Origin of the sequence: Bradyrhizobium sp. 521_C7_N1_3 (assembly GCF_052075975.1) — a bacterium.
Classification (GTDB): Bacteria; Pseudomonadota; Alphaproteobacteria; order Rhizobiales; family Xanthobacteraceae; genus Bradyrhizobium; species Bradyrhizobium japonicum.
In genome coordinates this window covers 3,792,892-3,805,035 of the sequence record NZ_CP197232.1, presented here as the reverse complement: position 1 = coordinate 3,805,035, position 12,144 = coordinate 3,792,892, and the positions used below count along the sequence as shown (strand labels likewise).

10 protein-coding genes, 1 pseudogene and 1 riboswitch are annotated in these 12,144 nt (G+C 63.9%); of the genes and pseudogenes, 6 read left to right on the top strand and 5 right to left on the bottom strand.

Annotation, left to right across the window (positions count from 1 at the left end; translation table 11 throughout):
- The first annotated feature begins 154 nt into the window (after positions 1–154).
- A riboswitch (cobalamin riboswitch) is annotated at positions 155–362 on the top strand.
- Between the two features lie 164 nt (positions 363–526).
- From AB7008_RS17635 to AB7008_RS17625, 3 genes are all read left to right on the top strand, one after another.
- On the top strand, positions 527–2,911 hold the full coding sequence (locus tag AB7008_RS17635; protein ID WP_441259152.1) for a TonB-dependent receptor: 2,385 nt from the start codon (positions 527–529) through the stop codon (positions 2,909–2,911).
- A gap of 138 nt (positions 2,912–3,049) precedes the next feature.
- Positions 3,050–3,457 carry a GFA family protein gene (locus AB7008_RS17630; RefSeq protein ID WP_441259151.1) on the top strand — a complete coding sequence of 136 codons (408 nt, stop codon included), beginning with the start codon at positions 3,050–3,052 and terminating at the stop codon, positions 3,455–3,457.
- Between the two features lie 160 nt (positions 3,458–3,617).
- Positions 3,618–4,697, top strand: a complete 1,080-nt coding sequence (locus AB7008_RS17625) for a Cj0069 family protein (protein WP_441259150.1) — start codon at positions 3,618–3,620, stop codon at positions 4,695–4,697.
- 33 nt (positions 4,698–4,730) lie between these two features.
- Here AB7008_RS17625 and AB7008_RS17620 read toward each other — a convergent pair.
- Positions 4,731–5,493: pseudogene (locus AB7008_RS17620) on the bottom strand (IS5 family transposase).
- Positions 5,494–5,797: 304 nt separating this feature from the next.
- Between AB7008_RS17620 and AB7008_RS17615 the strand changes: the two are divergent.
- Complete coding sequence (locus AB7008_RS17615) at positions 5,798–7,540, top strand: adenylate/guanylate cyclase domain-containing protein (protein WP_152621022.1); 1,743 nt, start codon at positions 5,798–5,800, stop codon at positions 7,538–7,540.
- A gap of 228 nt (positions 7,541–7,768) precedes the next feature.
- Here AB7008_RS17615 and AB7008_RS17610 read toward each other — a convergent pair whose 3' ends face one another.
- Positions 7,769–8,596 carry an MBL fold metallo-hydrolase gene (locus AB7008_RS17610; protein ID WP_041955698.1) on the bottom strand — a complete coding sequence of 276 codons (828 nt, stop codon included), beginning with the start codon at positions 8,594–8,596 and terminating at the stop codon, positions 7,769–7,771.
- Between the two features lie 95 nt (positions 8,597–8,691).
- On the opposite strand from AB7008_RS17610, the gene AB7008_RS17605 reads away from it, so the two are divergent.
- Positions 8,692–9,555, top strand: coding sequence for a LysR family transcriptional regulator (locus AB7008_RS17605; protein WP_441259149.1), 864 nt, complete (start codon positions 8,692–8,694; stop codon positions 9,553–9,555).
- On the opposite strand, the gene AB7008_RS17600 is transcribed toward AB7008_RS17605, so the two are convergent.
- Both AB7008_RS17600 and AB7008_RS17595 read right to left on the bottom strand, forming a co-directional pair.
- Positions 9,552–10,313 carry a hypothetical protein gene (locus AB7008_RS17600; protein ID WP_304493416.1) on the bottom strand — a complete coding sequence of 254 codons (762 nt, stop codon included), beginning with the start codon at positions 10,311–10,313 and terminating at the stop codon, positions 9,552–9,554. The genes AB7008_RS17605 and AB7008_RS17600 overlap by 4 nt on opposite strands.
- Positions 10,314–10,328: 15 nt before the next feature.
- The gene (locus tag AB7008_RS17595; protein WP_014496746.1) at positions 10,329–10,517 is read right to left on the bottom strand and encodes a hypothetical protein; all 189 of its coding nucleotides are present in this window, start codon (positions 10,515–10,517) and stop codon (positions 10,329–10,331) included.
- Between the two features lie 255 nt (positions 10,518–10,772).
- Between AB7008_RS17595 and AB7008_RS17590 the strand changes: the two genes are divergently transcribed.
- Positions 10,773–11,747: a DUF2336 domain-containing protein gene (locus tag AB7008_RS17590; protein ID WP_248882116.1), complete on the top strand. Its 975-nt coding sequence runs from the start codon at positions 10,773–10,775 to the stop codon at positions 11,745–11,747.
- Here AB7008_RS17590 and AB7008_RS17585 read toward each other — a convergent pair.
- A complete protein-coding gene (locus tag AB7008_RS17585) occupies positions 11,744–12,088 on the bottom strand; it encodes a DUF1491 family protein (RefSeq protein WP_028159699.1) in 345 nt (114 codons plus the stop codon). The two genes, AB7008_RS17590 and AB7008_RS17585, sit on opposite strands and share 4 nt — an antisense overlap.
- Positions 12,089–12,144: the final 56 nt, after the last annotated feature.

The following is a 12,144-nucleotide window of genomic DNA, read 5'->3' as shown; positions in this document are numbered from 1 at the left end:
GTCAAGCGTTCGTTACCCAGGCTCGTCCGGAGGCCGGGTTGGACGTTTCGACGCAGTCCCTCGGACTATCGTGCAAAACAGCAACACAAGGCCACCATCGACCGACCGGCCCATCGAACAGCCCGCGCGGATGTTGACGCGCTCATCCCCTGATGCCAGTTTCGTGATCGGTAGTGTCCGCAAGGACTCTTCAAGGGAATGCGGTGCGCCCACCTCAGTGGGCAATTCCGCGGCTGCCCCCGCAACTGTAGGCGGATAGCCGACGACCAAACGAACCACTGGAGCCCCGCTTGGGCCTCTGGGAAGGTGGTCGAAGGCGATGACCCGCGAGCCAGGAAACCTGCTACCAGCCATGGTCACGCGCGAACGCATTGGGCGGGGTGCCCTGATGTCGGACAAGTAGCCGGTGCATCCGCCGCCTGGGGCGAAGGTGGATGACTAAGGCAACCGCGGTGACGGTTTGTTTGCGTCGCCGCAGAGCGTTGTTGTGCAAAATCTTCATTTCCGTGCTGGCGCGAGGCCAGCGTTGTCGCATGCTTTCCTGATTACCCTGCTCTCGTCGGTGTCGCTGTCGTCCGCGGCGCTCGCGCAAAGTGCGGCGCAGGACAACCGTTCCCGGGAGGTCGGCCCGGTGATCGTGTCTCCGCCTGCGCCGCGACAGGCTCCCGCCGTCAGCCCCGGCACCCAGAAGCCGCGCCAGGCCCGGCGCGCCGCGGGACGCAATCGTGGCGCCCCTGCTGTCGCCGTTCCGGCCGCGCAAGCTCCGAGCGGCCCGGTGCAGACGCCGCTGAACACGGCCGCCGTCACCGACGTCGGCTCCCGGCTCGGGATCACCGCGCGCGAGATGCCGGCGACCGTCGAGGTCATCAGTCAGCGGACGATGCAGGACCTGGGCATCCGGACCACGACCGACGTCGCCAAGGCGGCGGTCGGCGTCACCGGCGGCGATGCGCCCGGCGCGCCCGCCATCTTCTCGATGCGTGGCTTTTCCGGCGACCAGATCTCCACGCTCTACAACGGCATCCCGATCGGGCCGTCGACCATGACCGGCCGTCCCATGGACGTGGCTGGCCTCCAGCAGGTCGAGATCATCAAGGGACCGGACTCGCTGGTGGCGGGCCTCGGTGCGACCGGCGGCGCCATCAACTACGTCAACAAGGCGCCGCACACCGGACCAATCGTCAACGACGCCTTCACCTCCTACGATTCCTTCAACGGCTATCGCGCCGGTTACGGATCGGGCGGCAGCACGCTGATCAACGGCCTCGACTACCGCTTCGATATCAGCCATTTCAACAACAAGGGCTTTATCGACGACACCTATTCGAAGCTCAGCAACGTCTCGGGCCAGCTGAACTATCGCGTCAACGAGAACCTGAAGATCTGGGGCGCGACCGAATACAGGCAGGACAACGACCGCTTCTACTGGGGGACACCGCTGGTGCCCGCGAACGCGCCGGGCATCGTGCCGACGTACGGCATCGTGTCCGGTCGGTGGAGTAACTATTACCTCGGCGGCGGCACACCGGTCCCGGTCACCATCGACGCGCGCACGCTGACCACGAACTACAACGTGCTAAACAATCATAGCGGCGCCAACGAGCTCTGGCTGCGCAGTGGCTTTCAATGGGACATCACCAACAACGTCTCGCTGAAAAGCCAGGTCTATGGCTATGACGCCCACCGGCACTGGTTCAACAACGAGATCTCGTCGTTCGACCAGACAATAGGCAATTTCGCAGGCGCGCAGAGCATCTATCGCGAACGTCTGGCGCTGGATCACGCCCAGCGACTCTACGGCAACATCACCGACCTCACCGTTAATTCCAACGTCGGTGGAATGGACAATCGCTTCGTGGCCACCGTGGCGGCGAGCAGCAACCAGTTCAACGTCTCGCAGGACACGCTGTTCTTCAACGACTACGTCGACCTCCTCAACCCGGATCGCGGCCTCTACGGCCCACGCAGCGACGAGAAGATCTACACCCATCTCGACACCGCCTCGCTGTCGTTCGAGGACCGGCTCAAGCTGACCTCGACCTTCGCACTGATCGGCGGCATCCGTTTTGAGAATATCGAGCTATCGCGGACCCGCTTCGACGAGAATGGCCTCCTGAAAGCCAACTATCCTTTCTCTAAGACGTTCAATCCGGTCACCGGACGCATCGGCTACACCTGGGACATCGCGCCCGGCGTGATGCTTTACAGCCAGTACGCGACGGCAGCCGACCCGACGGTGGCGAACATCTTCATCCTCAGGCCCACGACGCCGCTGCTGCTGACGACATCGCGGACCTACGAGACCGGCGTGAAGCTGCTGTCGGCCGACAAGCGCGCGGAGGCCACGTTCTCGGCGTTCGACATCGAGCGCAAGAACGTCTACGTCCCCGAAAGCGGCATCCTCTTCAACGTCGCCGGCAAGATCGCCTCCAAGGGCGTCGAGATTGCCGCCGCGGTCAATCCGGTCGCAGGCCTGAAGCTATGGGGCAACGTCGCCTTCGTGCAGTCGCGCTTCATCGACTTCACCTATGTCGACGGCAATGGCGACTTCCAGTCCTATTCGGGCAAGACGCCGCCCAACGTTCCCAACTTCATCGCCAACGCCGGCGCCTCCTACCGCTTCGACACGAGGCTGCCGGTGGAGATCGGCGGCCTCGTCCGTCACGTCGGCGACCGCTTCAACTTCCAGGACAATCTGGTCACGATGGACGCCTACACGATCTTCGACGCATACGCGTTCGTCGACATCCCAAAAGCCTATTTCCCGGGCGTCGACCAGACCCGGATCAGCTTTCGCGTGAGGAACCTGACCAACAAGCTCTACGCCGCCTGGGGCGATCCCGGTTACACCGACCAGATCATCCTGGGCGCGCCGCGCAGCTACGAGATCGCGGCTTCGTTCAAATGGTAGTCGCGGATCACCTTGCCCTCGCGGTGGCAGGAGTTGTCACGCGACAGTAGGACGCAATCGCAGATCGATTGCGCCGTTGAAGCCGCAGGTCTCGAGAGCTATCGATCAACGAAACCTCGCTTCCATCGGGAGGAACGCATGAGCACCATCACCGGCGGTTGTCACTGTGGCGCGATCCGCTATCAGGTCGACGGCGAAGCGATCGTGCATGCGCTGTGTCACTGCCGCGATTGCAGGCTTCACGCGGGCGCTCCCGTCGTCGGCTGGACGATGTACGCGGACGATGCCGTCAAGGTGACCAAGGGCGAGCCCAAGGTGTATCGGTCCTCGGAACATGCCCGGCGGCACTTTTGCGGCGACTGCGGAACCGGCCTGTTTTATGTCAATGCCGACATGTTGCCCGGGGTCATCGACGTCCAGAGCGCGACCTACGACGATCCCGATGCCGTACCGGCGACGATGCACATCCAGGTCGCAGAGCGCCTTGGATGGATGGAGCGCGCGCACGAACTGCCGACATTCGACCGCTATCCTCCGCCACCGTAGCGGCGCGCGCGAAGCGTTCGCCGTCTGGATGGAACCGCACAAACACCATCTTGCAACGGCCGGACGATCTCACGTACATTGATCGGCGTGGGGACGAAGCAGACTCCCCGTGAGACCTCGGTCCAAGCTCTGCGCAGCACGCCATTCGTGGAGCTTGCGCATGGATACCGAACGCCACTCCCCTCTCCGCCATGCCGTTGCCATCGTCTCCCGCGGCGACGCTGCCGCGCGCCGGGACGCGACGGCGCAAAACAGCCGCTTCGTCCGCGTTTTCGAAGCACTCGCCGCGGTCGGCATCGACGCCCGGCCGGTGATCTACGACGAGATCTTCGCCGACGCCGTCCGCGATCAACTGCTCGCCGTCGATGGCGTGCTCGTGTGGGTCGATCCGATCCATCAGGGCAAGACGCGCGAGGCCCTCGACCCGCTGCTTCGCGACGTTGCGGCGCAAGGGCCATGGGTAAGCGCCCATCCCGACGTGATCCTGAAGATGGGCGTCAAGGAGGTGCTCTACCGAACGCGTCATCTCGGCTGGGGAGCCGATACGCATCGCTATGACACCGCAGCAAGCTTCCGCGCCGAATTTCCCGCGCGCCTTCAGGCGAACGGTCCGCGCGTGCTCAAGCAAAATCGCGGCAATGGCGGCCAGGGGGTGTGGAAGGTGGAGGCCCTGCCCAACGCGGACGGCATGGTTCGCGTGCTGCATGCGCAACGCGGCAGCCTGCCCGAGGACATGCCGCTCGATGCCTTCCTCGCCCGCTGCGAACCGTATTTCGGATGGGGCGGCTGCGTCATCGACCAGGCGTTCCAACCCCGCCTGCCCGATGGCATGATCCGCTGCTACATGAGCGGCGCCAGGGTCGCGGGCTTCGGGCATCAATTGATCAAGGCCCTGATCCCGCCGCCGCCGGAAGGCCCCGACGCACCCGAGGCGCAGCCGGGCCCACGGATCATGCACGGACCCGATGCTTCGCAATTCCGGGCGCTCCGAAGATCGATGGAGGACGAATGGACGCCGCAGCTGATGGACACGCTCGGCATCGACGAGCCGTCGCTACCCGCGATCTGGGACGCGGACTTCCTGTACGGGCCCCGCGACGCCACCGGTACCGACACCTACGTCCTGTGCGAAATCAACGCGAGCTCCTGCTTTGCGATTCCCGACGACGCGCCGGCGGCAATCGCCCGAACGGTGAAGCACCGCTTGATCCGGACTCAAGCAGTGCGTTCGGGCGCATAACGGGACGGCAGGATACCCCGATAGCATCCAACACTAGGGCGTGGACTCATAACGCGCGGCCAGCCGTAACCGGATAGATGCGAGTTGGACGAAGGCGAGGTAGTTTCCCGCAAGCCTGTCGTAGCGCGTCGCCACACGACGACATTGTTTGATCCTGTTGAAGAACCGTTCGACCTGGTTGCGAGCGCGATAAAGGTACGAGCTGAAGCAGATCGGATCGCTGCGATTGCTTTTCGGGGGATGTTGGCCCACGCCCCCTTTTTCACGGCCAGCTCTCTTATCCAGTCGGCGTCATAGCCACGGTCGGCAAGCAGCATTGACCCGGGCTTCCGGCGAGAGGCAGTTTTCCGGCAAGTCGAACGTCGTGGGCCTCGCCGGGGCTCAACGCCAACCGTACCGGCAAACCATTGCGATCGACCACCGCGTGGATTTTACTCGTCAAGCCGCCGCGTGACACTTCCCATCGATTGGCGCCGATTCCCAGCGATGCAGGCTCCATGCTGATGCACGCGGACAATCGAGGTGTAGATCATCTGGACAGCGGCATCGTAGGCAGCAGCAAGCGCGTCTATGATGCGGCCCCAGACACCAGCCCGCCGCCACGGACGAAGCGGTTGTAGCATGTGGTGTACGGACCAAACGTCTCGGGCAGATCACGCCAAGGTGCTCCAGAGCGCAAGACCCAGAAGATGCAGTTGAGGACACGACGGTCGCTAACCCGAGGAACGCCGCGCGGCTTGTTCGGCAGCATGGGCTTGATGGCAATCCATTCATGATCGGCGAATTCGTAGCGCATGATTCGAGCCCCCAGTTTGGAAGCTTGAATCACGGGGTCTAGCCAGACGCAACGCTTCCGGGCAGGCCCGGCTGGACGCTTACGGGGTAGAAGCGGACATCAACCGACCGACGACCCCGCCGAAACCGTCGGAAATGACCCAACTCGGACCTCCCGAGTTGCCGCACGCTTACTGGTGCAACAGCAAATGCCGCCTGGGGGCAACAGGGCCCTCCCGCGATTACCGCTCACAGGTCCGCAACAAAGTGCTAGGCTCCTCCTGGCCACAGCCGACGAATTTTTGGCTGGCCGTTCGGAGAGCGCTGTGACGGAGCGGCGGGTTCAAAGGCGATTAGCGGCGATTTTGGCTGCCGACGTGGTCGGTTACTCTGCGTTGATGCAACGCGCTGAGGAAGCTACCTATGCCGAGTTCGAGCGGCTCAAGCGACAACTGATCGAGCCGAGCCTCTCCCGCCACGAAGGCCGTCTAATCAAGACAACGGGTGATGGCGCACTCGCCGAGTTCGCCAGTCCCCTGGCCGCCATGAGATGCGCGGTTGAGATACAGGATCATCTCGCCAAGGGTAGCGGTCCATTCAAGCTACGCATCGGCCTCAACCTTGGTGACGTGATCGTTGGACAGGACGGCGACCTCTACGGCGACGGGATCAACATTGCTGTTCGGCTGGAGGGGATCGCCGATCCGGGCGGTATCCTGATTTCCGACAAGGTCTACAACGAAGTCGAGGGCAAGCTAGACGCTGGCTTCGAGGATCGTGGCGAGCAGCAGCTCAAGAACATCTCCAAGCCGGTCCGCGCCTACGCTGTCCGCGCCGGAGCGCCAGGGGCGCTGACAGAGGGGCTGAGTGCGGCCCCGCCACACCCGGACAAGCCTTCCATCGCCGTACTGCCGTTCGAGAACCTGAGCGGCGATCCCGAACAGGAATACTTTGCGGACGGAATGGTCGAGGAGATCATCACCGCGCTGTCGCGCTTCAAGTCGCTGTTCGTGATCGCGCGCAATTCGAGCTTCACCTTCAAGGGTCGAGCGGTCGATATCAAGGAAGTCGGGCGAAGGCTCGGCGTGCGCTATGTCCTCGAGGGGTCTGTGCGGAAGGCGTCGGGGAAAGTTCGCATCACGGGGCAGTTGATCGATGCGGTTACAGGCGCGCACATCTGGGTGGACAGGTTTGAGCGTGACCTGACCGACGTTTTTGCTCTTCAAGACGAAGTAACGCTCGCCGTCGTCTCGGCCATTGAGCCAAAGATACTTCAAACAGAAATTGAATTGGCGACGCGGCGGCGGCCAGAGAACCTCACCGCGTATGATTTTTATCTCCGTGCCATGCCGCAGTTCTACCTGAGGAGCCGCGAAGGGTTGGCCGAGGCAATCCGACTGTTCCACCGCGCCTTGGAGCTCGACCCTCGGTTCGGTGCTGTCGCGGCTCTGGCAGGCGTCTGCCACATGCTCAACGTCCTTTTGGGCTATGCCAACGATCTTCAGTTCGACCGCAAGGAAGCGGTTCGGCTTGCTCGTTTGGCATTGAGCATCGACGATCGCGATCCGGACACGTTAGCAAGGGCTGCCGTAATCTCGGCGTTCATGGTCGGCGATCGTGAAGCCGAGATCGAAATGGCTGATCGGGCGGTCGGGCTCAACCCAAATTCATGCCTCACATGGAGCTGCAGAGGCCATGTCTATAGAATTGCGGGGCTGCCGGAGGAAGCGATCTGGAGCTTTGAACGTGCCGTTCGCGTGAGCCCAGTAGACCCGCAACTATACATGACGCTTACTGGCATTGGGCAGGCCCTTATCGAGCTTCGCCGCTTTGACGAGGCCATCGTCGTATTGAAGAAAGCCCTTCGTCAGAACCTTTATTTGGCAACTTACCAATGGCTCGCGTCCGCCTTCGCCCATCTCGGACGTGACGCTGAGGCGCACGACGCGGCGGCGCGTGTACTTGAGATCGATCCCGCCTTTACAATATCGGCGCTTATCGCCCGGGCCGGACTATCAAACGCAAAGCTGTTTATTGAGGGTCTTCGGAAAGCGGGGTTGCCCGACTAGCTCCCGATCCCATGAGGCGATCGAATAGCGGCACTCTGCTGCCGCTTCAAAGTAGCATAAACCCAGGTAGCCGCAGTTCAACGAGAGTTACAGCGGCCCCTTGCCTTCTTGCTGCGGTGCATATGTCGCCTTGTGGCCCATCGCGACATACTGCGCTGCCGCACGAACTTGGTCGCTATGGGAGCAAAGCGGACGTGGTCACCAGTCACATGACGCCGCGTGCACGGCTTAGTGCGTCCCGCACCGGCAGCGCTCGTAATCGACGGGATCGTGGCTGTTGACGATGCTCACGCGGTCGCCGTGGTTCAGCTTCAGCGCGCGCAGCCGCGCCTGATTGGCGATCCGCATCTTGCGATCCATGTCGCCCTTGCGCTGGAAATAACCCAGCATCAGCGGCACGCGCGGCGATGGGTCGAGCTGGGTGTGGTGGAAATAGCTGTCGCCGGCATGCAGCAGCCATTTTTCACCTGATCGCACCGCGATGCCGCAATGACCGAGCGTGTGGCCGGCGAGCGGGATCATCAGGATGTCGGCTTCCTTGTCGCCGAGCGCACGCACGCCCTTGAAGCCGAACCAGTCCTCGCCGGCCTCGCTATAGAATGTCCAGCCCGGCCCATGGCTCCACTGCCCCGTGACATAGCGCCCTTCGGGCGGCGCGGGCTTGCGCAGCACCGCCATGTCGTATTCGGCGCGGTGGACGTGGATCGCGGCATGGGGAAAGTCCGGCACGCCGCCGGCGTGGTCGCGGTCGAGATGCGTCAGCAGCACGTGGCGCACATCGCCGGGTGAGTAGCCGAGCGCCTTCACCTGCTCGACCGCCGTCTCCGCCGGATCCAGCCTTGGCGCGGTCTGGCGCAGCCATCGATCACCCAGCCGATTGGGCGTTGCGATATCGCCGAGACCGATGCCGGTGTCGACCAGAGCGAGGCCGTCATTGGTCTCGATCAGCAGGCAATGGCAGACCAGGCGGGCGCGCTGGAACAGGCTGCCGGTGCCGTTCACCAGCCGGCGGCCGATCGGACACATCGTGCCGGTGTTGAGATGGTGGATCTTCATTGCGCGTTCCTGCCTGTTGTGAGCGGACGCGTTCTTGCCACCTGATGATCCATAGGTAAAATATCGAATACTGATATTATCTCTAGGCTAATCCTTTGGAAATCCGCGAGCTTCGCTACTTCGCCGCCGTCTACCGCGAGCGCAATCTGACCGCAGCCGCGCGCGCATGCTTCGTGTCGCAGCCGTCGATCTCGACCGCGATCACCCATCTGGAGGCCGAGCTCGGCACCACGCTGTTCATCCGGCACAAGAAGGGCGTCGCGCCGACCGCCTCGGCCGAGCAGTTTCATGCGCTGGCCCGCCGCATCATCGACGAGGCGGACGCCGCGCGCAGCCTGTTCAGGAAACCGAGTACGAAGACCACGGTGACGCTGGGACTGATGCGCACGCTCGACGTACCCCGAACGATCGCGCTGCTGAAGCCGCTGACGGCGCGCACCGACATCGCGCTTCGCCTCGTCGGCAGCGACGAGCGCGCCGATGCGCGCATCATCTCGAAGAGCATGCTCCGCGCCGACGAGCATTTCGTCGCGCTGTGGAGCGAGCGCTATGTCGCCGCACTTCCGCCTTCGCATCCGCTGACGCTGAAGGAGAAGCTGCGGACCGCCGATCTCGCCGGCGTTGCCCTGATCGACCGCTGCCATTGCGAGCAAAGCGAATTCTTCGGCAGGACGTCACAACGAAGGCAGACCGCGGCGATCGCGCAATCGGAGGATTGGGCGATGGCGCTGGTCGCGGCCGGCGTCGGCATTGCCATCGTCCCGGAAGGCGCGGCGCGCGGCAATCCTGACGTCACCGTGCGCGAGATCGAGGTCAAGGTTCGGCGCGAGGTCGGCCTCGCCTACCGCGCATCCGTGCCGCTGGCGGATGCGCTGAAGGAGTTTGTCGGGAAGCTTCAGAAGCAGCGGCGAAAGCCGGATCGGATCGACCCACGGCGTAACAAGCGCAGGAAGTCCTAGCCCTTCGTGACCACGGCGCGCCCGTAGGGCGGCTGGCTCATGACCGGCGGATTGGCGGTCTGGGCTGCGAGCTCGCCGATCAGGCGGTCGGCATCGGCCGCCATACCGTCGGGCGCCTGGATCACCAGGCGCTCAAGCGCCCAACGGTAGGAGGAGACGCGCTGCTCGAGGCACTGCTGCACCCACTGCACGATCAGCGAGTTCTCCTGCATCCGCGCGACCGCATCGTCCCTCTCCCTTGGCGAGAGCTCGGAGACGCGCGTCATGCTGGCATCGCGCTTCCTGTCGAGATCGATGACGCGGATCGCGGAGGCGAAGAACGGCTCGAAGCGGGTGATGTCGTTGCGGACGTCCTCGATCAGCTGCGCATAGCGCGACGAATGCGAGCGATGCGGCTCGTCGATCAGCGTACGCCCATACATGGTGCGGTCGAACACGACCCTCTGCTGCCAGGGTGACGGCAGCGGCTTGTAGTCGCCGAACACGCTCTTCCAGGCCGGGCGCGACAGCGGCGGCTCGATCATGGGATAGGCGAGATCGCGAAGCTGGCGCTCCGCGTCGGTGAGCTGGAATTGCGACGACTTCAGGCCGAGACTGCCGGTGGCCTCGGCGCCGAGCCAGCGATGCATGTCGTCGCTGCGCATGTCGGCGCGGGTGCGGCCGAAATCGCCGCCGCTGCACGCGCCGAGCGTCGCACCAACGAGTGCAAGAAGGACGGCCATTACGACGGGCCGGATCTGGCGGACGGCATCCGGCATTGCAAAAGCCGGATGCTAGCGGCGACGACGACGGCGCCCCGGCGCTGTGCCCTGCTCCGGCCCGCGATCGCCGCTGGTCTCTTCCGTCTGGCGCTCGATGCGGATCACGGGGAGGATCAGAATCGTTCCCGTTTCCGTACGCGGCGTGGCATCCCCCGACGAGCCTGCCCGGCGACCGGCCGGAAATTCGATAATGGTCCCCATATCAGCTCTCTATCAATTGCCGCGCGACCGAGCGCGCTGGTGCAACGTACGTTCATTAAGATCAGTTCATGGTTAACGGGGTGTAAACGCGCCTTCCGGACCGTAACTTCACGGGCGGCCTCCCGCGTCCCGTTGCGGGACGACAACACCTGAAATGATGGGGCCGACTTCACGCCTCGTTTTCCTTAACGAGCCTTTAAAGGAACCTGCGTTAGGCTCGCGGACGAGTATCTTTTCCAGGTCGCGTATCTCTCCATGACCAAGTCGCTGTTTCCCGGATTCGACGGGCTGATGAGCCTCTCCCGTCGCGAAGGCGTCGATGTTCGCCCGACGCTGCTGCGCGTGCTGACGGACCTCTATGTCCAGGCGCCCACCCACAGCGACGACGAGCAGCGCCAGTTCATCGAGCTTGCGACGCGGCTGATCGACCAAGTCGACGATGCGACGCGCGCGGCCGTCAAGGCGAAGCTTGCGATCTATCCGCAGACGCCCGTCCCGGTCCTGCAGAAACTCGGGCTGGTTGCGACCCAGGAGGGCCGCAGGGTTCCGCTCGCCCGCGAAATTCGCAGCTCCCCGCAGGCGGCTTCACCTGCTCGCACGCCGACCGACGCCGAGTTGCGCATGGCCGCCAACATGGCGATGCAGCCGAAGGAAGCGGCCGAGATCCACGACATGTTCTTCCGCGCGGATGCGACCCAGCGCGCGCTGGTCCTGTACAATCTGGCGCAGACCCCGCTCAAGGCCGCGCCGCGGATTCCGACCGTGCGCGCCAAGCGCGCGATCCAGATCCTGGAGATGGCGGCGATCGCCAACGACATCGAGAATTTCACCTACGAGCTCGGCGACAGCCTGATCCTGCCCTCGCGCGTCGCAGCGCAGATCGTCGACGATGCCGGCGGCGAAGCGCTTGCGGTCGCCGCGCGGGCGCTCGACATGCCGAGCCCGAACTTCCAGCGCATCCTCCTGTTCTTCAAGCCGGAGATCGGCACGTCGGTCGATGCGGTGTACCGGCTGTCGCGGCTCTACGACCGGCTCAGCGACCGCTCCGCGCTGGTGATGCTGGCGGCCTGGCGCGGCTCGACGCTCGCGGTCACGCGCGCAAAATACCAGTCCTCGCTGCATGACAGCGAACGCCAGCGCGCGCGTACGGGGGCCAACCAGACCCGGCCGGGCGTGCAGCCGGGCTCGGCGCCTGCGGTGCGGACGGGCACCGACGGATCGGACCGCTAGGTCTTGGCCAATTCGAGGAAGTGACGACCTGCGCGGTCTTCGGTCTCGACGATCCAGGCATCCGGATCGAAGCGGATTTCCTTGGTGAGGCGCTCCTCGATGGTGTGCTCAGGCAAGGGCTGCTGCGCGACCGGCACGAAGAAGCGATCGACCGGGCGGCCGTCGTCATAGACGGTCTGTGGCGCCGGCGCGTACAGCATCGCATTGCCGTCGAGCAGCGACACCTTCACGAATACCGCCCCCGCCTCCTCGGCACCGCGACGGCGCACCGCGCCGAACACGCCCTCGGTCTGGCACCGGCGCAGGTAGGCGGAAACCCAGATGTTTGATTTCAAACGCATGAAGGGCACGATAGGCTAGCGCTGCAATCAGCACCAGCCTGCGCACAACGATGGCA

Bases quoted from the DNA above. Each gene is read 5' to 3' on its own strand.
- AB7008_RS17625 (WP_441259150.1), top strand. From the start codon at position 3,618: ATGGATACCGAACGCCACTCCCCTCTCCGCCATGCCGTTGCCATCGTC.
- AB7008_RS17630 (WP_441259151.1), top strand. From the start codon at position 3,050: ATGAGCACCATCACCGGCGGTTGTCACTGTGGCGCGATCCGCTATCAG.
- AB7008_RS17595 (WP_014496746.1), bottom strand. From the start codon at position 10,517: ATGGGGACCATTATCGAATTTCCGGCCGGTCGCCGGGCAGGCTCGTCG.
- AB7008_RS17590 (WP_248882116.1), top strand. From the start codon at position 10,773: ATGACCAAGTCGCTGTTTCCCGGATTCGACGGGCTGATGAGCCTCTCC.
- AB7008_RS17610 (WP_041955698.1), bottom strand. From the start codon at position 8,596: ATGAAGATCCACCATCTCAACACCGGCACGATGTGTCCGATCGGCCGC.
- AB7008_RS17585 (WP_028159699.1), bottom strand. From the start codon at position 12,088: ATGCGTTTGAAATCAAACATCTGGGTTTCCGCCTACCTGCGCCGGTGC.
- AB7008_RS17600 (WP_304493416.1), bottom strand. From the start codon at position 10,313: ATGCCGGATGCCGTCCGCCAGATCCGGCCCGTCGTAATGGCCGTCCTT.